Raw genomic sequence first — 20,251 nt, forward strand, 5'->3', positions numbered from 1 at the left:
ATGGCCACCTCCTACCGCAACCCGGTGTTCGCCAAGTCGGCTCGCCGGGCGGGGCAGATCGCGCGCGGGCCGCTGAACGTGATCGACCGCGCGGGCGAGCAGATGTCGTTCTACTCGCGCGCCATCGCGTGGATTCCGCGCACCGCCGTGCACTACCGCAAGGAGGTCATGCGGCTGCTGGCCGAGGTGACCTTCGGCTCCGGCGCGCTCGCGGTGATCGGCGGGACCATCGGCGTCATCGTCTTCATGTCCGGCTCGGTCGGCGTCGTCGTCGGCCTGCAGGGCTTCAAGGCGCTCGACGCGCTGGGCAGCTCCGTGCTCACCGGCTTCCTCACCGCCTACATCAACACCCGTGAAATCGCCCCTCTCGTGGCCGCATTGGCGCTTTCGGCGACGGTCGGCTGCGGCTTCACCGCGCAGCTGGGCGCGATGCGGATCTCCGAGGAGATCGACGCGCTCGAGGTGATGGCGGTGCCCGGCGTGCCGTTCCTGGTGACCACCCGGGTGATCGCGGGCTTCCTCGCGGTCATCCCGCTCTACATCGTCGGCCTGCTCGGCGCCTACTTCGCCTCGCGCTCGGTCAGCATCTGGTTCAACGGCCAATCCAGCGGTTCCTACGACCACTATTTCAGCCTGTTCCTGCCACCGGAGGACGTGCTCTATTCGTTCCTCAAGGTGCTGATATTCGCGTTCGTGATCATCCTGGTGCACTGCTACTACGGCTTCACCGCCACCGGCGGACCCGCGGGCGTCGGCGTCGCCGTCGGTCGCGCGGTGCGCGCCGCGATCGTGCTGGTGAACATCCTCGACTTCTTCCTCAGCCTGGCGATCTGGGGGACGACCACGACCGTGCGGGTGGCGGGATGACCACGCGGGCGTGGCGGGCCACGGAGAAGACCCGGGTGCGGCTGCTGGGGATCGCGTTCTTCGCGATCGTCGGGCTGTTCCTGTGGACGACCGTCGCGATCTACAACAAGCAGTTCGTCAGGACCGTCGACGTGGACCTGGTGACCGACAGCGTCGGCAACGCGCTGAGCAAGAACGCCGACGTGAAGGCGCGCGGTGTGACGGTCGGCGAGGTGCGGTCGAGCCGGTCCGAGGGCGGCAAGGTCACCCTGGACCTGGCCATCGACCCGGGTAAGGCCGAGCAGATCCCAGTGAACGCGACCGCGCGGCTGCTGCCGAAGACCCTGTTCGGCGAGCGCTACGTCGACCTGGTGATCCCCGAGGATCCCAGCCCGCAGCACCTGACCGACGGCGTCACCCTGTACCAGGACGCCAGCGGCAACGCCATCGAGATCAGCCAGCTGCTCGACGATCTGCTCCCGCTGCTGCAGGCGATCCCGCCGCAGGATCTGGCCGCCACCCTCGGCGCGCTCTCCCAGGCGCTGTCCGGTCAGGGCTTCGCTCTCGGCGAGAGCGTGGACAAGCTGGACACGATCTTCCGCGACATCAACGGCGTACTGCCGGAACTGCAGGAGGGTCTGCGCAACTTCGCCGAGACCGCCGCGGTGTACTCCGACGCCGCGCCGCAGATCGTCGACGCGCTGGACAACCTGCGCACCACCAACGCCACCATCGTGCAGCGGCGTTCGGACATCGACACCCTCTACGCCACGCTCACGCCGACCTCGTCGAGCGCCGCCGACTTCTTCCTGGCCAACCGCGACAACATCATCGATGTCTCCGCCGATTCCCGGCCCGCGCTCGAACTGCTCGCCATCTACTCGCCGAGCTACCCCTGCGCGCTGGCCAACTTCGCGAAGATGAAGCCGCGCATCGACGAACTCTTCGGCATGGGCACCGACCGGCCGGGCTCCCGGGTGACGATCGAGCTGACCAACACCCGCGGCAAGTACCTGCCCAACCAGGACGAGCCGCGCTGGCTGGACACCCGCGGCCCCTGGTGCCTTCCCGAATATCCGGTGAACGTGGACCCTGGCCAGTACACCGGTGGACCGAACAACGACGGCTCCTACGCGGTGCCGAGCCGCAACCCGGGCGACCAGGACAGCGGCAGGCTGCCGGTGCCGCAGTTCGGCGTCTACCCGGCCGCGCAGGTGCCGACGCTGGCGGGCTCGCCGGGTGAGCAGCAGTCGCTCGGCGCGATCTACGGTGCGGCGCAGGGGGTCTCGCCGGAAGCGGTGCCGAGCTGGGTGACCAGGATCGCGGCGCCCGCGTTCCGCGGCAGCGAGGTGAGCGTGCGATGAACGAGAAGCTTCGCGGGCTCGGCGGACCGCTGACCAAGCTGATCATCTTCGTCGCGGTGACGCTGTTCGTCACCACGCTGCTCGGTCTGTCGATCGCCAACTACACCGGCGGCGGCACGCTGTTCAAGGCCAGGTTCACCGACGTCACCGCGCTCAACCCGGGCGACGAGGTGCGCATCGCGGGCGTGCGGGTCGGCAAGGTCACCGACGTCGCGATCGTGGACAAGCGGCTGGCCGAGGTGAAATTCGAACTCACCGACCGCGATTGGCTGCCCGCCTCCACCACCGCGACCATCCGGTACCGCAACCTGGTCGGCCAGCGCTACATCGCACTGGAGCAGGGCGCCGGCGAGCAGGGCCGCAAGCTCAACGGGGGCGGCACCATTCCGCTGGAGCAGACCAGGCCCGCGCTGAACCTGACCACGCTGTTCAACGGTTTCCGCCCGCTGTTCCGCACGCTGACCGCCGAGGACGTGAACAAGCTCTCCTACGAGATCATCCAGGTCTTCCAGGGCGAGCAGGGCACCATCCACGACCTGGTGGCCAGCACCGCCGACCTGACCAACAGGATCGCCGACAAGGACGCGGTCATCGGCGAGCTGGTGGAGAACCTGACCGCCGTGCTCGAGACGGTAAACGAACGCGACGACCAGTTCGACCAGCTCATCGTCAACACCGAGGCGCTGGTCTCCGGCCTGGCCGCCGAACGCGACACCATCGGCCGCTCGATCAGCTCGCTGGGCGATCTGACCACGGCCACCTCGGAGCTGCTCGTCCCCACCAGGCCCTCGCTGCAGGGCACGATCGCGGGGCTGAACCAGCTCACCGGGACGCTGAACGAACGCTCCGACGAGGTGAACCAGGCGCTGGCCACGCTGCCGGTGAAGATGGAGAAGCTCGGCCGGGTCGGCAGTTACGGTTCCTGGTTCCAGTTCTATCTGTGCGGCATCGACATCGTGGTCGGCCCGGGCGCGGTGGACGCGCCGCAGCTGAACCTGCCCGCGAGCCTGCCGACGATCAACCAGCCGCTGTACACGAACGCCGCGCCGCGCTGCCACGGGAAGGCCCGCTGATGGACGATCGCATCCTCCTCGGCAAACGCAGTCCGGTCTTCCTCGGCGTGCTCGGCCTGGCCATGGTCGTGCTGGTGACGATGTCGGCGTTCGCGCTGGACCGGCTGCCGATCATCGGCGCGGGCACCAGGTACACCGCCGAGTTCTCCGAGGCCGCCGGACTGAAGAAGGGCAACGAGGTCCGCATCGCGGGCGTGAAGGTCGGCTCGGTCTCCGACGTTCGCCTGGCGGGCGACCGGGTGGTCGTCGAGTTCCGCACCAAGGACGCCTGGATCGGCAGCGAGACCACCGCTTCCATCCAGATCAAGACGCTGCTCGGCCAGAAGTACCTCGCACTCGATCCGCGCGGCTCCCGCCCTGCGGACCCGGCCAAGCCGATCCCGTTGTCGCGCACCGTGTCTCCCTACGACGTGGTCGAGGCGTTCTCGGAAGCGGCGGCCAACATCGAGGAGATCGACACCGAACAGCTGGCCACCAGCATGCGGGTGCTCTCCGAGGCGTTCGAGACCACGCCGCCGGAGATCCGCGGCTCCATCGACGGCGTCGCGCGGCTCTCGGAGACGCTGGCCAAGCGTGACGAGGAACTGAAGCGGCTGTTCAAGGCGACGCGCCGGACCACCGAGGTGCTCGCCGACCGCAACGCCGAGTTCGAGCGGCTGCTCGCCTCCGGCGGTCAGCTGCTCGCCGAGCTGAACATCCGCCGGCAGGCCATCCACCAGCTGCTCGTCGGCGCCAAGTCGGTGTCGGCCGAGCTGAGCGCGCTGGTCGCGGACAACTCCGAGCAGATCGGTCCGGCGCTGACCAACCTCGCCGCCGCGATCGAGATGCTCAACGACAACCAGCAGAACATCTCCAAGACGCTGGAGCTGGCGGCGCCCTTCTACGGCCTGTACGCCAACGTGCTCGGCACCGGCCGGTGGTTCGACGCGGTGATCGTCAACCTGTTGCCGCCCGCACTGCCGGAGATCCCCGGCTACCGAGATCCGGTACGCCAGATGGGAGGTAACTGACGTGGCCGCGAGCTGGCGCAGCGATCCGCTCACCGCGTTCCGGGAGTCGGGGCGGGGCACCAAGATCGGCATCGCGCTCGGCGTCGTCCTTGCGCTGGCGGCCGGGTGGGTGCTGTGGTGGGGCTTCGACCGGCTGACCACGACCAGGATCACCGCCTACTTCGACAGCTCGGTCGGCATCTACGAGGGTTCCGACGTGCGCATCCTCGGCGTGCCGGTGGGCCGGGTCGAGTCGGTGGAGCCGTTGGGCGACCAGGTGAAGGTCGTGCTGAGCGTCGACCGCGGTTACGACGTGCCCGCCGACGCGCAGGCCGCGCAGATAACCCCGTCGGTCGTCGCGGACCGCTACATCCAGCTGACGCCGGTCTATCGCGGCGGGCCGAAAATGAGTCGCACCGCGACCATTCCGCGCGAACGCACGGTCACCCCGGTCGAGGTCGACGAGCTCTACCGGAGCATCACCGAACTCAGCGAAGCGCTCGGCCCCGACGGCGCCAACCGCGAGGGCGCGGTGAACGAGCTGGTGCGCACCTCGGCAGCCAACCTGGCGGGCAACGGCGAGGCGCTGGCCAACAGCATCAGCCAGCTCTCCGGTGCGGTCAGGTACCTGTCCGAGGCGCGCGGCGACATCTTCGAGACCGTCGAGCACCTGCAGGACTTCGTGAGCATGCTGGCGCGCAATGATCAGCAAGTCCGCGAATTCAACGCGCAGCTGGCCGATCTCGCCGGATTCCTGGCCGACGAGCGGCAGAACCTCGGCGACGCGCTGCAACTGCTCTCGATCGCGCTCGGCGACGTCGCCAGGTTCATCGATGACAATCGCGCGCTGGTCGCGGAGAACGCCGCCGCGCTGACCACGCTCACCAAGACGCTGGCCGACCAGCGCGACGATCTGGCCGCCGCGCTTCCGGTGATTCCGCTCGCGCTGAGCAATCTGATCAACATCCACAACGCCGAGTCCGGCACTCTCGACATGCGCGCCAACTTCACCGATCTGCAGGACCCGTTCGGCACGGTCTGCAAGATGCTCGACCTGTCGAAGCTGATGCCGGGCGATCCGCGCTTCGAGGCGCTCGGGCGTCAGATGCGTCCGCTGCTGGACCACTGCAAGGAGATCACCGACCAGATCACCGCGGGCGTCAAGACGCCGACGCTGATCCTGCCGTTCGGCATCCTCTCCGGGGAGAACCAGCAGCGCGATCCGGTGCCGGGCACGGTGCCGGGCACGCCGTCGAACCAGTTGCCGCCGTCCGAGCAGGGAGGTGAGCGATGAGGACGACCATCGCCCGCGGGCTGAGCGCGGGAGCGCTCGCGATCTCGGCCGCGCTGATCAGCTCGTGCGCCGCCGACGGCATCTACAGCGTTCCGCTGCCCGGCGGCGCGGACGTCGGCCCGCATCCCATCCACATCGACATCCATTTCGACGACGTGCTCGACCTGGTGCCGCAGTCCGCGGTGAAGGTCGAGGGCGTGCCGGTGGGCCGGGTCGAGGACATCGTGCTCGCGGGGGACGGCTGGACCGCCAGCGTCCGCGCGTTGATCGACTCCTCGGTCGACCTGCCCGCCAATGCCAGGGCCGAGGTCCGGCAGTCGAATCTGCTCGGCGAGAAGTTCATCGAGCTCTCGCCGCCCGCCGCGGACCCGGATCCGGCGCGGCTGACCGACGGCGCGGTGATCCCGGTCGAGCACACCCGCCACGCCACCGAGATCGAGCAGGTGCTCGGCGCCATGTCGCTGCTGCTCAACGGCGGCGGCGTCGCGCAGCTGCAACCGATCGTCAGCGAGCTGAACAAGACCTTCGGCGGCCGCGAGGACAAGGTGCGTTCGCTGCTCGAGCAGGCCAACACGCTGATCGGCGGGCTGAACGAGCAGGTGGACGACATCACGCGGGCCATCGACGGTCTCGACACGCTCAGCAGCCGGGTCAGCACCCGGACCGACGCGATCGGCAAGATTCTCGACGAGCTGCCGGAGGGCATCCGGATCCTGGAAGAGCAACGGCCCGAACTGATTTCGTTGCTCACCCAGCTGGACCGGCTGGGGCAGGCGGGCTTCGACGTCATCGATACCGCCAAAGACGACCTGATCCGCGACCTGAACTCGCTGCGGCCCACGTTGCAGGAACTCGGCCGCGCCGCGCCGGACCTGGTGACCGCGTTCCCGCTGATTCCGACCTACCCGTTCCCCGATTCCTCGCTGGAAGGCACCTTCGGCGGCCAGGTCAACACCTGGCTCTCGGTGGACCAGCAGATCGGTGTCACGCTGAGCAATCTCGGCGTCGGCAAACCGGATCCGGTGTACATCCCGCCGCCCTACGGCCCGCCGGTGAACGTGGACCCGTCCAACCCGTACTACGGCGGCAACGGTCCGCGCCCCGGCTGGCCGACGGTGTCGCTGATACCGCTGCCGCCGACCATGGCGGTGCTGCCCCCGCCGGGCGCGCCGCCCATGCCGAACCCGCTCGGCCCGCTGCTGGAACAGCTCGGCGTCACACCGCCCGGCGGCGCCGAGGCAGGGGGTGCGCCGCGATGACCCGTCTCGTTCGCAACCAGCTGGTCGTCTTCCTGGTGCTCGCCGTGGTCGGCGTGGTCTTCGTGGGCGCCAAGTACATCCGGCTCGATCACATGCTCGGCTTCGGGCACTACGAGGTGCGCGTCGACGCCGAGCACACCGGCGGCATCTACAAGGGCGCCGAGGTGACCTATCGCGGCGTCCCGGTCGGCCGGGTCGGCGACTTGGCGCTGACCGACGAGGGCGTCAGCATGACGCTGGTCATCGACTCGGACTCGCCGCGAATCCCGGACTCGGCCGAGGCCGTGGTGGCGAACCGCTCGGCCATCGGCGAGCAGTACGTCGACCTGCGACCGGACAGCGACAGCGGCCCGTACCTGAAGGAAGGCTCGGTGATCAGCGGCGCGCAGACGCCGGTCCCGGTGGAACAGCTGGTCTCCAGCGTCGACCACTTCACGAGGACGGTGGATCTGGAGGCGTTGAACACCACCGTCACCGAGCTGGGCAAGGCCTTCGACGGCAAGGGCGACGACCTTCACGTCCTCCTGCAGTCGCTCAACGAGTTCACCACCACGTTCCACGAGACGCTGCCGCAGACGATCCAGCTGATCCGCGACGGCAGGGTGGTGTTCGGCACCCAGGCCGAGCAGGCCGACGCCATCCGGCGCTTCAGCGACGGCCTCGATCGGCTGACCGCGCAGTTGCGATCCAGCGACCCCGCGATTCGCAGGCTGATCGGTACCGGCGCGGACGCGGGCGAACAGTTCGGCGCCCTGCTCGACGAGAGCGGCGGTGCGCTCACCGAGGACCTGGCCAACCTGCGCGTGCTGATGCAGGGCATCTCGCCCAAGTTCTACGCGCTGCGTCCGCTGCTGCAGATGCTGCCGCAGCTGTCCCTCGGCGCGTCGGCGACCGCGCCCGGCGACGGGACCAGCCACTTCGGCCTGGTGCTGGAGACCAACAACCCGCCCGCCTGCACCGTCGGCTACGAGGGCACCCAGCGCATTCTCGAGCAGATGAAGGCGCAGAACCCGGACTTCGACGACACCCGCGACGAGTTCCCGTTCAACACGGACGCGAAATGTCTTGTGCCGTTCGGCAATCCGACCGCGGTCCGGGGCGGCGAGCGGGCCGAGCTGGCCGACCCGAGCATCGTGCAGCCGTGGGACGACAACCCCAAGGTCGATCCGGAGAAGTTGAACCTGAACCCGATCGCCGTGCAGCTCGCCACCCTGATGGGAGTCACGCCGAAGCGGTGACCAGGAAGGATGACGTTATGGTGCTGAGTTGTGACTTCTGATCTGTCCGGTTCGGGCCGTCCACCGGTCGCAGTGACCGCCCTGGCGCTCGGCGCGCTCGCCGTCGCGCTCGTCGCGGCGCTGTGGTTCGGCGGAGGCTGGGTGCGCGCGGCATTCTTCACCGACGGCCCGCGCGCCGACGCGCGCGATTCCGCGCTGGACGCCGCGCGACAGGCCGCGCTCAACATGACCTCGATGAACCTCGACGACGTGCCAGGCTCGCTCGCGCTGGCCAGGTCCTCGATGACGGGACCGATCCTGGAGTCGGCCGAGAAGAATCGGCCGCAGTCCGAGCAGATGGCCGCGCAGGCGGGCGTCGCCATGAAGTCCAAGGTGCTCGGCGCCGCGCTCACCTCGCTGAACAGCGAACGGGACAAGGCCTCGGCGCTGGTGGTGCTCCAGGTGACGGAGTCGAAGCCGGACAAGTCGGTCTCCGACTACCGCTACACGTGGAGCCTGGACATGACCAAGGACGGCGAGGTCTGGAAGGCCGAGCAGGTCGCTTCGCTCACCCAGCCGGTGCTGTTGGAGGGGCCCGGTCCGGCCGGGCTCGGACAGCCGGGGGCGCACCCGCCCGCCGCGCCCGCACCGACCGAGGGCGCGCCCGCGCAGGAGGGACCGCGATGAACACCCGCCGCCCGGTCAACCGCGTCACGCCGAAACGGCGCACCGCTCAGCCCGCCGCGCGTCCGACGCGCAGGCCCAAGGTCACCTCGGCGCGTCCGACCGCGCCGCGCGACGTCCCGACCAGGGAAAAGCAGGCCGTCGCCGCCGAGCGTCGGTCGCGCCGGTTCACACCGCCTCGCCTTCGGCCGGTGGGTGCACTGGCTCCCGTCGCCGCAGCGCTCGTCGCGGCCGTGCTGCTGGCCGGATTCGCGGTCGTCGCGGCGCAACGTCCCGGCGTACCCGACGAGAACCGGGCCCTGCTCGACACCAGCGCGACCGAGGAGGTGCGCGCCGCCGCCGACCACGCGCTGCGCACGATCTACGGCTACGACATCGAACACATCGACGGCTACGAGGCCGCGGTGCGCCGAGTCGTCACCGGCGAGATGCTCGCCGATCTCGACCAGTTCGCCGCCACCACGGTCGACGCCATCCGCCAGGCCCGGACCAGCGCCGATGCGAAGGCCGATCCGATAGGCGTGACGATGCTCACCGAGGATCGCGCCGAACTGCTGGTGAATCTCGTGGTGAGCGCCACCAAGGACGGCGTCGCCCAGCAGAGCGTGGCGGGTCCCGTGGTGTTGCGGATGCAGAAGGTGGACGGTCGCTGGCTGGCCAGCGGCATCGTCGACCAGTGATCTTGGTCCGAGCGACCGTATTCCGGCGGGGGCAGGTCGGGCCGGGCACTTGACGAGTTTCGCCCGACCCGTCACGCTATTCACAACAGCGGCAGCTGTCACAAGTGGTTTCAGCCGCCCCGTGGCCCTCGACGCAGCCAGCGATCCGGGTGCCGGGCATCGCCCGCGCGGGGTCGGCGGACAGGCCGCTTGCCCACGACGCGGCGTGCGTGCGACCAATGGCCAGGGGTGGCCAAGGCCACGGCGCGCCAGCGGCGTGGAGGATCACACGGGTGGTACTTTGACACCCCCGTGTTTAGGGGTGTAGGTTTGGACTTTGCGCTGGCTGCCTCCTGTCCATACCTCGATTCGCACACGTAAGTTTCGCCTTCCGGTGTTACTTCCGTTGTTGCCTGTTCGGGTTTCGTTCGGGTTGTGACCAGCGGAATTCGTAGCAGAAGCAAGCGACGGTCGCGGACCACCACGCGACGCGCGTGAGGTGCTGGAAGGACGCATCTTGGCAGTCTCCACCCAGACCAAGGCAGTTGCCGGTATCCCTGGAGCCCCCAAGCGGGTCTCCTTCGCGAAGATCCGTGAACCCTTGGAAGTGCCGGGTCTTCTCGATCTACAAACGGAATCGTTCTCCTGGTTGGTCGGTTCGTCGGAATGGCGCGAGCGCGCGGCCGCTCGCGGCGACGTCGGCCTTGTCGGTGGACTCGAGGAGGTGCTCGAGGAGCTGTCGCCGATCGAGGACTTCTCCGGCTCCATGTCCCTGTCCTTCTCGGATCCGCGCTTCGAAGAGGTCAAGGCCTCGATCGACGAGTGCAAAGAAAAGGACATGACCTACGCGGCGCCGTTGTTCGTCACCGCGGAGTTCATCAACAACAACACCGGCGAGATCAAGAGCCAGACGGTCTTCATGGGTGATTTCCCGATGATGACCGACAAGGGCACGTTCATCATCAACGGCACCGAGCGTGTCGTCGTCTCGCAGCTGGTCCGCTCCCCGGGCGTCTACTTCGATCACACGATCGACAAGGGCACCGAGAAGGACCTGCACAGCGTGCGGGTCATCCCGTCGCGCGGCGCGTGGCTGGAGTTCGACGTCGACAAGCGCGACACCGTCGGCGTGCGCATCGACCGCAAGCGCCGTCAGCCGGTCACCGTGCTGCTCAAGGCGCTGGGCTGGACCACCGAGGAGATCGTCGAGCGCTTCGGCTTCTCCGAGATCATGATGTCCACCCTCGAGAAGGACAACACCGCCGGTCAGGACGAGGCGCTGCTGGACATCTACCGCAAGCTGCGTCCGGGCGAGCCGCCGACCAAGGAGTCCGCGCAGACCCTGCTGGAGAACCTGTTCTTCAAGGAGAAGCGCTACGACCTGGCTCGCGTCGGTCGCTACAAGATCAACAAGAAGCTGGGCATCCACCTCAACGAGCCGGTCATCGGTTCGGTGCTGACGCGGGAAGACATCGTCACCACCATCGAGTACCTGGTTCGCCTGCACGCGGGCGACAAGGTCATGACCGCGCCCGGCGGCGAAGAGGTGCCGGTCGAGGTCGACGACATCGACCACTTCGGTAACCGTCGCCTGCGCACCGTCGGCGAGCTGATCCAGAACCAGATCCGGGTCGGCCTCTCCCGCATGGAGCGCGTCGTCCGCGAGCGGATGACCACTCAGGACGTCGAGGCCATCACGCCGCAGACCCTGATCAACATCCGTCCGGTCGTCGCCGCGATCAAGGAGTTCTTCGGAACCTCCCAGCTGTCGCAGTTCATGGACCAGAACAACCCGCTGTCGGGTCTGACCCACAAGCGTCGTCTCTCGGCGCTCGGCCCGGGTGGTCTGTCCCGTGAGCGCGCCGGCCTGGAAGTCCGAGACGTCCACCCGTCGCACTACGGCCGCATGTGCCCGATCGAGACCCCGGAAGGCCCGAACATCGGCCTGATCGGCTCGCTGTCGGTGTACGCGCGGGTCAACCCGTTCGGCTTCATCGAGACGCCGTACCGCAAGGTCGTCAACGGCAAGGTCACCGACGAGGTCAAGTACCTCACCGCCGACGAGGAGGACCGCGAGGTCCGCGCCCAGGCGAACTCGCCGGTCGACGCCGAGGGCAACTTCCTCGAGGAGCGGGTGCTCGCGCGCCGCGGCAACGAGGAGATGGAGTTCGTCGCCCCGACCGAGGTGACCTACATGGACGTCTCGCCGCGCCAGATGGTGTCGGTCGCGACCGCCATGATCCCGTTCCTCGAGCACGACGACGCCAACCGCGCCCTCATGGGTGCGAACATGCAGCGTCAGGCCGTGCCGCTGATCCGTTCCGAGGCTCCGATCGTGGGCACCGGTATGGAGCTGCGCGCCGCGACCGATGCCGGCGATGTCGTCGTGAACGAGAAGTCCGGTGTGGTCGAGGAAGTCTCCGCGGACTACGTCACGGTCATGGCCGACGACGGCACCCGCAAGTCCTACCGGATGCGGAAGTTCGCTCGCTCGAACCAGGGCACCTGCTCCAACCAGCGGCCCATCGTGGACGAGGGCCAGCGGGTGGAGAAGGGCCAGGTCCTGGCCGACGGTCCGTGCACCGAGAACGGTGAGATGGCCCTCGGTAAGAACCTGCTCGTGGCGATCATGCCGTGGGAGGGTCACAACTACGAGGACGCGATCATCTTGTCGCAGCGCCTGGTGGAAGAGGATGTTCTCACCTCGATTCATATCGAGGAGCACGAGATCGACGCCCGGGATACCAAGCTGGGGGCCGAGGAGATCACCCGCGACATCCCGAATGTGTCCGATGAGGTGCTCGCCGATCTGGACGAGCGCGGCATCGTGCGTATCGGTGCCGAGGTTCGTGATGGTGACATCCTGGTCGGCAAGGTGACCCCGAAGGGTGAGACCGAGCTGACTCCGGAGGAGCGGTTGCTGCGTGCGATCTTCGGTGAGAAGGCGCGTGAGGTGCGTGATACGTCGCTGAAGGTGCCCCACGGTGAGTCGGGCAAGGTCATCGGTATCCGGGTGTTCTCCCGTGATGACGAGGACGACCTGCCGCCGGGTGTGAACGAGCTGGTGCGGGTGTATGTGGCGCAGAAGCGCAAGATCCAGGACGGTGACAAGCTCGCCGGTCGCCACGGTAACAAGGGTGTGATCGGCAAGATTCTGCCGACCGAGGACATGCCGTTCCTGCCGGACGGCACTCCGGTCGACATCATCCTCAACACCCATGGTGTGCCGCGTCGTATGAACATCGGCCAGATCCTGGAAACCCATCTGGGCTGGATCGGCAAGGCGGGCTGGCAGGTCGAGGGCAACCCCGACTGGGCCAAGAGCCTGCCGGAGGAGATGTTCGGCGCGCCCGCCAACTCGAACATCGCCACCCCGGTGTTCGACGGCGCCCGCGAGGAGGAGCTGACCGGTCTGCTGTCCTCGACCCTGCCGAACCGCGACGGTGAGCGCATGGTCGACGACAACGGCAAGGCCACCCTGTTCGACGGCCGCTCCGGTGAGCCGTTCCCGTACCCGGTGGCGGTCGGTTACATGTACATCCTGAAGCTGCACCACCTGGTCGACGACAAGATCCACGCGCGGTCGACCGGCCCGTACTCGATGATCACCCAGCAGCCGCTCGGTGGTAAGGCGCAGTTCGGTGGTCAGCGCTTCGGTGAGATGGAGTGCTGGGCCATGCAGGCCTACGGCGCGGCCTACACCCTGCAGGAACTGCTCACCATCAAGTCCGACGACGTCGTTGGCCGCGTGAAGGTCTACGAGGCGATCGTGAAGGGCGAGAACATTCCGGAGCCGGGCATTCCGGAGTCGTTCAAGGTGCTCCTCAAGGAACTCCAGTCGCTGTGCCTCAACGTCGAGGTGCTGTCTTCGGACGGCGCCGCGATCGAGCTGCGCGAAGGCGAGGACGAGGACCTGGAGCGCGCCGCGGCGAACCTGGGCATCAACCTGTCCAGGAACGAAGCGGCCACCGTCGACGATTTGGCGAACTAGGCGGTCGGGCGCGGACGAACTCGGTCACCGACGACGTCCGCGCCCATCGCGAACAACCAACTAGTGAACTTTTGCTCGAATTCGACCCGCACAGGGGAAAGGAAGTTACGTGCTAGACGTCAACTTCTTCGATGAACTCCGGATCGGCCTTGCCACCGCCGAAGACATCCGCCAGTGGTCCTACGGCGAGGTGAAGAAGCCGGAGACCATCAACTACCGCACGCTGAAGCCGGAGAAGGACGGCCTCTTCTGCGAGAAGATCTTCGGTCCCACCCGGGACTGGGAGTGCTACTGCGGTAAGTACAAGCGTGTCCGCTTCAAGGGCATCATCTGTGAGCGCTGTGGCGTCGAGGTCACCCGCGCCAAGGTGCGCCGTGAGCGGATGGGCCACATCGAGCTGGCCGCGCCGGTCACCCACATCTGGTACTTCAAGGGCGTGCCGTCGCGCCTCGGCTACCTGCTGGACCTGGCGCCGAAGGATCTGGAAAAGATCATCTACTTCGCCGCGTACGTCATCGTCGGCGTCGACGAGGAGCTGCGTCACAACGAGCTCTCCACGCTCGAAGCCGAGATGGAGGTCGAGAAGAAGGCCGTCGCCGATCAGCGCGACGCCGACCTCGAGGCCCGCGCGCAGAAGCTGGAAGCCGACCTGGCCGAGCTGGAGGCGGAGGGCGCCAAGTCCGACGTGCGCCGCAAGGTCAAGGACGGCGGCGAGCGCGAGATGCGCCAGCTCCGTGACCGTGCCCAGCGCGAGCTGGACCGGCTCGAGGAGATCTGGAACACCTTCACCAAGCTGGCCCCCAAGCAGCTCATCGTGGACGAGGTGCTCTACCGCGAGCTGACCGACCGCTACGGCGAGTACTTCACCGGCGCCATGGGTGCGGAGTCCATCCAGAAGCTGATGGAGAACTTCGACATCGAGGCCGAGGCCGAGAACCTGCGCGAGACCATTCGCACCGGTAAGGGCCAGAAGAAGCTGCGCGCGCTCAAGCGGCTCAAGGTCGTCGCGGCCTTCCAGGCCAACGGCAACTCGCCGATGGGCATGGTGCTCGACGCCGTTCCGGTGATCCCGCCGGAGCTGCGGCCGATGGTTCAGCTCGACGGTGGCCGCTTCGCGACCTCGGACCTGAACGACCTGTACCGTCGCGTGATCAACCGCAACAACCGCCTCAAGCGACTGATCGACCTCGGCGCGCCCGAGATCATCGTCAACAACGAGAAGCGGATGCTGCAGGAGTCCGTCGACGCCCTGTTCGACAACGGCCGCCGCGGCCGCCCGGTCACCGGACCGGGCAACCGTCCGCTCAAGTCGCTGTCCGATCTGCTCAAGGGCAAGCAGGGCCGCTTCCGTCAGAACCTGCTCGGTAAGCGCGTCGACTACTCGGGCCGTTCGGTCATCGTCGTCGGTCCGCAGCTGAAGCTGCACCAGTGCGGTCTGCCGAAGCTGATGGCGCTCGAACTGTTCAAGCCGTTCGTGATGAAGCGCCTGGTCGACCTGAACCACGCGCAGAACATCAAGTCCGCCAAGCGGATGGTGGAGCGGCAGCGGCCGCAGGTGTGGGACGTCCTCGAAGAGGTCATCGCCGAACACCCCGTGCTGCTGAACCGTGCGCCCACCCTGCACCGCCTCGGCATCCAGGCCTTCGAGCCGCAGCTGGTGGAAGGCAAGGCCATCCAGCTGCACCCGCTGGTCTGTGAGGCGTTCAACGCCGACTTCGACGGTGACCAGATGGCCGTGCACCTGCCGCTGTCGGCGGAGGCGCAGGCCGAGGCTCGCATCCTGATGCTGTCCTCGAACAACATCCTGTCGCCCGCGTCGGGTCGTCCGCTCGCCATGCCGCGTCTCGACATGGTGACCGGCCTGTACTACCTGACCCGTCAGGTCGACGGCGCCAAGGGCGAGTACAAGCCCGCGTCGGATGGTCAGCCGGAGTTCGGCGTGTACTCCTCGCCCGCCGAGGCGCAGATGGCGGTCGACCGCGGCGAGCTGACCGTGCGCTCCAAGATCAAGGTGCGGCTCACCACCCAGCGTCCGCCGAAGGACGTCGAGGCGGAGCTGTTCCCGGAGGGCTGGCAGCGCGGCGACGCGTGGACCACCGAGACCACGCTGGGCCGGGTGCTGTTCAACGAGCTGCTGCCCGCGGACTACCCGTTCATCAACGAGCAGATGCCGAAGAAGCGTCAGGCGACGATCATCAACGATCTCGCCGAGCGCTACCCGATGATCGTGGTCGCGCAGACCGTCGACAAGCTCAAGGACGCCGGCTTCTACTGGGCCACGCGTTCGGGTGTCACCGTCTCCATGTCGGACGTTCTCGTTCCGCCGGAGAAGGCCGAGATCATGGAGCGCTACGAGGCGCAGTCGGATCAGATCGAGAAGAAGTACCAGCGTGGTGCGCTCGATCACCAGGAGCGCAACAACGCCCTGGTCAAGATCTGGCAGGAGGCGACCGAAGAGGTCGGTAAGGCGCTGCGCGCGCACTACCCGGCCGACAACCCGATCATCACGATCGTCGACTCGGGCGCCACGGGTAACTTCACCCAGACCCGTACCCTCGCCGGTATGAAGGGCCTGGTGACGAACCCGAAGGGTGAGTTCATCCCGCGGCCGATCAAGTCCTCCTTCCGTGAGGGCCTGACGGTTCTGGAGTACTTCATCAACACCCACGGCGCTCGTAAGGGTCTGGCCGACACCGCGCTTCGTACCGCCGACTCGGGTTACCTGACCCGTCGTCTGGTGGACGTCTCGCAGGACGTCATCGTGCGCGAGCACGACTGTGGCACCGAGCGCGGCATCGTCGTGCCGATCGCCGAGAAGCAGCTCGACGGCACCATCATCCGCGACGCGCACGTGGAGACCTCCGCGTACGCTCGCACGCTCGCCGCCGACGCGCTGGACGCGTCCGGCAACGTCGTGGTGAACAAGGGCGCCGACCTCGGCGACCCGGCCATCGAGGCGCTGCTCGAGGCCGGCATCACCGAGGTGAAGGTCCGCTCCGTGCTGACCTGCACCACGGGCACCGGCGTGTGCGCGACCTGCTACGGCCGCTCCATGGCGACCGGCAAGCTGGTCGACATCGGCGAGGCCGTCGGCATCGTCGCCGCGCAGTCCATCGGTGAGCCCGGTACCCAGCTGACCATGCGTACCTTCCACCAGGGTGGTGTCGCCGGTGACGACATCACCGGTGGTCTGCCGCGTGTTCAGGAGCTCTTCGAGGCTCGCGTGCCGAAGGGCAAGGCGCCGATCGCCGAGGTCTCGGGTCGCGTGCGGCTCGAGGACGACGACCGCTTCTACAAGATCACCATCATCCCGGACGACGGTGGTGAAGAGGTTGTCTACGACAAGCTCTCGAAGCGTCAGCGTCTGCGCGTGTTCAAGCACGACGACGGCACCGAGCGCCTGCTCTCCGACGGTGACCACGTCGAGGTCGGCCAGCAGCTGCTGGAAGGCGCGGCGGATCCGCACGAGGTGCTGCGCGTGATGGGCCCCCGTCAGGTGCAGATCCACCTGGTCCACGAGGTCCAGGAGGTCTACCGCTCGCAGGGTGTGTCGATCCACGACAAGCACATCGAGGTCATCGTGCGCCAGATGCTGCGTCGCGTGACGATCATCGATTCCGGCGCCACGGAGTTCCTGCCCGGTTCGCTCACCGAGCGTTCCGAGTTCGAGTCCTCCAACCGTCGCGTGGTCTCCGAGGGCGGCGAGCCCGCCTCGGGTCGCCCGGTGCTGATGGGTATCACCAAGGCGTCGTTGGCCACCGACTCGTGGCTGTCGGCGGCGTCCTTCCAGGAGACCACCCGAGTCCTGACGGACGCGGCGATCAACTGCCGCTCCGACAAGCTCATCGGCCTCAAGGAGAACGTGATCATCGGCAAGCTGATCCCGGCCGGTACCGGCATCAACCGCTACCGCAACATCCAGGTGCAGCCGACCGAAGAGGCTCGTGCCGCGGCGTACGCGGTGCCGTCCTACGACGACACCTACTACAGCCCGGACAGCTTCGGCACCACCACCGGTGCCGCGGTTCCGCTGGACGACTACGGATTCAGCGACTACCGGTAATCGGTAGGCACCGATAGGCATTCGGCCCCCGCTCCTTCCCGGAGCGGGGGCCGTTCGCTTTTCGGATGTGTCAGAAGCTTCCGGCCTTTCGAACAGAGCTGGAGCTGGGCTGGGTGTTCAGGAGTTCATCCCGTATGGCGCTGTCGAATGCGCTGTGGTCAAGCCACTTTGATGCTGTGCGGCCCGACCTGGACAGTGATGTCGACGTGACCGCCGAGGGCATGCGCGCGATTCTGCGCCACCTGAAGCCATCTCCTACAGCGAATCATTCGCGGGCATAGAGTGTTTCGAGATCGACCAGTAGCGGCTTTTCTGGAGAGGAGCGCAGGTTCTGGTCGAATCCCGCACCGCTGTAGCAGGCGAGGATGGTATCGGACACGTCGTATCCCTTGCCGGACAGAAGGTCTCGTGCACGGGTGAGGCGGTCCAGGTGTCCGGCCGTCATCGTGCGGTCCCATTTCACTTCGCCGAGCGACAGGATTCGGCGGCGGCGTCCTGGTTCTTCGGGCGCGAGGACTGCCACGTCGATCTGAATCTGGCTTCGCCGATCCGGGTCCTTGACCACCGCGCCTGCCACTTGTCCCGGCAGTTCACCGAAGACCTCGGGTCCCACCGACATGGCCCACTCCCGGCAGATCGTCTCGAAATGCGGCCCGACCACCTGGGAAAAGAAGGTGGCCTGCGAACTCTGCCACGCCGCAGCCTGATTGCCTCGTTCGAGGGGCGTCCAGTGACGTCGCATGATCGCTTCGTAGAAGACGATCAGCGGTTCGGCGATCCGGAAGACGGGCTTACCCTTCTGAAAAGGGTCGGCCTCCCGAACGATCAGCTGAGAATCCTCCAATACCGCAAGGGGATGCGCCATATCGGTAGAGCTACGGCCGATCGCGCTCGCGATGCCGCCGCGCGTGGTGTTCCCGTTGGCGATGGCGGCCAACACCGCGTGATACAGGGCCACGTCGCGGATCTCGGTTTCCTCGGCGAGCAGATAGCGAGCCTCGCGGAACAGCGGAACCTGCGGGTTCAACACCGTTCGCAAGACCCACGAATCGAAGTCCGCGAGCGATTCGGGGGCGTCGCCTGCCACGAACTCGCGGCGATAGGCGGGGGTGCCGCCGACGATCGAATGGACGAGCACGGCCAAGCGTGGGTCATCGATTCCCCAAAATTCGCCCGCCTGGCGATAGCCGAGGGGCTTGACGACCAGTTCCAGACTCGCTCGCCCGCGCAGCGGTGCACTCCCGGACAGCAGCCCGCCCATCACCGACATGGCCGACCCGCACAGCAGGATGCGTGAGCCCGCCGTGCGAGCCGGTCCGCGCGGGTCCAACGCCCGCTGGAGCAGCGAAGGCAGTGCGGGCGTGGCCTTGGTCAGATACGGAAACTCGTCCAAGATGATCAGATCGGCGGCGACGACGGCGAACAACCGCTCGAGCGCCTCTTCCCAATCGCGGAAGATGTAGCGCCCGCCACCCGCGTATCGCGCAACGGCGCGACCGAAGCGCTCGAGGGCCTCGACCTCGGTCGCCTCGGTTGCCGTGAAGAAGAAACCGCCTACGACCTCGGACAGCGCGTCGAGCAAGAAGGTCTTGCCCTGTCGGCGACGGCCGCTGACGATGCCTAGTCGCACGTCGGGGCTGGGCGAGGTGGCGAAACGCAGCAGCCCATCCCATTCCCGGTCGCGATCGAATACTCGCTGGGGTTTCCGTGTGGCCGTCACCCATATAACTATACTTCTTATAACTACGCTTATACCTAGGTTCGAGGCGTTTCCGCAAGGAGGGTGTCAGTCCGCGATTTTCGTTGTCGCTACTGAAAGGTGGTGGCGCAGTTAAGATGTGGCACGGCTTGGCGCTGGTTCGGTGTCGGGGCGGCCCGGACGGCTGAGTGTGCGTAAGGGGGCGCGTTCGTGGGCGGCAGTGCGTTGGGGTGGCGTTCGTTGCGGCGGGGGATTGTGCGTGGGCGGGCGGCGGGGGCGCTGGTGAGTTCGGTTGTGTCGGTGGCGTTGTGCGTGGGGGTGGCGGCGTTGTGGGAGGCGGAGCGGCGGGTGGAGCAGCCCGGTTCCGGGCCCGCGACGTCGGTGATCGGGCCGCCGCCGCAGGGGATGCCCACCGCGTTGCCGAGGGAGGTGCCGCGGCGGTCGACGGTGCTTTTGGTGCGTGACGGTGCGCCCGGTCCGGTGGCCGGGCCGACGTACGGCCCGCGTGCGCGGTTGGCGCCGATGCGCGGACTGCGCGGGATGCCGTTCGATTTCGACGTTCCGGAGACCTGGGGCTGTATCGGCGGCAGTAAGCGATTACGTGCCGATGTGGTGTGGACCTGCGCCGACGAGCGCGGCGGGAGCCGGGCGGGCGGCTGGATCGGCGTGCACTCCTGCCTCGCGCCCTGTCGCGACGTGGAGCAGGCCGGTTTCCGAACCGAACTCATCGGACCGGAACCGCACTGGCGTGCAACGGATTCCGCGACCGCGTTCACCGAATCCCCGGCCGACATCGACGGCGAGCCCCGGGTGCGCGTCGCCATGACCTACGCCTTCGCGGCCGACACCGGCGGCCCCGTCGACACCCTCGCCTTCGCCAGGCTGACCGGCCCACCCGCGACACTGGACACCCTGCTCAGCCTGGTGAACGAGATCCGCCTGCGCGCCGCCGGATGAGCTCTCACCTAGGCGAGCCGCCGTGCGGTGCTCGCCGCTGCGGGCGTAGTGGTCCGACTAGGCCAGGGCGAATTGGTGCACCGCCAGTGCGTTGCCCCCGTCGGAGCGCATTGATCGGCAACCGTGCGGGCCTTCGGCAGGCTGCCCACCACCCTG

Annotated in this window: 13 protein-coding genes; 12 read left to right on the plus strand and 1 reads right to left on the minus strand. The window is 67.4% G+C overall.

Annotated features, from left to right (window positions below):
- The 11 genes from FB390_RS09525 to FB390_RS09575 all read left to right on the plus strand — a co-directional run bounded on the left by FB390_RS09525 (position 1) and on the right by FB390_RS09575 (position 17,439).
- Entirely contained in the window at positions 1 to 867 is an 867-nt protein-coding gene (locus FB390_RS09525) for an MlaE family ABC transporter permease (RefSeq protein ID WP_141808632.1), read from the plus strand.
- Positions 864 to 2,210 carry an MCE family protein gene (locus tag FB390_RS09530; protein ID WP_141808633.1) on the plus strand — a complete coding sequence of 449 codons (1,347 nt, stop codon included), beginning with the start codon at positions 864 to 866 and terminating at the stop codon, positions 2,208 to 2,210. Before FB390_RS09525 ends, FB390_RS09530 begins: the two co-directional genes overlap by 4 nt.
- Positions 2,207 to 3,283 carry an MCE family protein gene (locus tag FB390_RS09535; protein ID WP_141808634.1) on the plus strand — a complete coding sequence of 359 codons (1,077 nt, stop codon included), beginning with the start codon at positions 2,207 to 2,209 and terminating at the stop codon, positions 3,281 to 3,283. Before FB390_RS09530 ends, FB390_RS09535 begins: the two co-directional genes overlap by 4 nt.
- Positions 3,283 to 4,293 (plus strand): MCE family protein, encoded by a 1,011-nt coding sequence (locus FB390_RS09540; RefSeq protein ID WP_141808635.1) that lies wholly within the window; start codon positions 3,283 to 3,285, stop codon positions 4,291 to 4,293. Before FB390_RS09535 ends, FB390_RS09540 begins: the two co-directional genes overlap by 1 nt.
- Before the next feature lies 1 nt (position 4,294).
- On the plus strand, positions 4,295 to 5,566 hold the full coding sequence (locus tag FB390_RS09545; protein WP_425465853.1) for an MCE family protein: 1,272 nt from the start codon (positions 4,295 to 4,297) through the stop codon (positions 5,564 to 5,566).
- Complete coding sequence (locus FB390_RS09550; protein ID WP_141808636.1) at positions 5,563 to 6,825, plus strand: MCE family protein; 1,263 nt, start codon at positions 5,563 to 5,565, stop codon at positions 6,823 to 6,825. Before FB390_RS09545 ends, FB390_RS09550 begins: the two co-directional genes overlap by 4 nt.
- Entirely contained in the window at positions 6,822 to 8,063 is a 1,242-nt protein-coding gene (locus FB390_RS09555; protein ID WP_141808637.1) for an MCE family protein, read from the plus strand. The genes FB390_RS09550 and FB390_RS09555 overlap by 4 nt, the downstream gene beginning before the upstream one ends.
- 30 nt (positions 8,064 to 8,093) lie before the next feature.
- A complete protein-coding gene (locus FB390_RS09560; protein WP_246123938.1) occupies positions 8,094 to 8,729 on the plus strand; it encodes a hypothetical protein in 636 nt (211 codons plus the stop codon).
- Positions 8,726 to 9,406 (plus strand): hypothetical protein, encoded by a 681-nt coding sequence (locus FB390_RS09565; RefSeq protein WP_141808638.1) that lies wholly within the window; start codon positions 8,726 to 8,728, stop codon positions 9,404 to 9,406. Before FB390_RS09560 ends, FB390_RS09565 begins: the two co-directional genes overlap by 4 nt.
- A gap of 478 nt (positions 9,407 to 9,884) precedes the next feature.
- Entirely contained in the window at positions 9,885 to 13,376 is a 3,492-nt protein-coding gene (gene rpoB / locus FB390_RS09570) for a DNA-directed RNA polymerase subunit beta (protein WP_141808639.1), read from the plus strand.
- Positions 13,377 to 13,485: 109 nt separating this feature from the next.
- Positions 13,486 to 17,439: a DNA-directed RNA polymerase subunit beta' gene (locus FB390_RS09575; protein WP_141808640.1), complete on the plus strand. Its 3,954-nt coding sequence runs from the start codon at positions 13,486 to 13,488 to the stop codon at positions 17,437 to 17,439.
- Positions 17,440 to 17,704: 265 nt separating this feature from the next.
- Here the strand turns inward: FB390_RS09575 and FB390_RS09580 are convergent, their stop codons facing one another.
- Positions 17,705 to 18,865, minus strand: coding sequence for an AAA family ATPase (locus FB390_RS09580; RefSeq protein ID WP_221639237.1), 1,161 nt, complete (start codon positions 18,863 to 18,865; stop codon positions 17,705 to 17,707).
- A gap of 555 nt (positions 18,866 to 19,420) precedes the next feature.
- Here FB390_RS09580 and FB390_RS09585 point away from each other — a divergent pair.
- Positions 19,421 to 20,095, plus strand: a complete 675-nt coding sequence (locus FB390_RS09585) for a hypothetical protein (protein ID WP_141808642.1) — start codon at positions 19,421 to 19,423, stop codon at positions 20,093 to 20,095.
- Positions 20,096 to 20,251 lie beyond the last annotated feature (156 nt).

Origin of the sequence: Nocardia bhagyanarayanae, from assembly GCF_006716565.1 — a bacterium.
GTDB classification, from domain to species: domain Bacteria; phylum Actinomycetota; class Actinomycetes; order Mycobacteriales; family Mycobacteriaceae; genus Nocardia; species Nocardia bhagyanarayanae.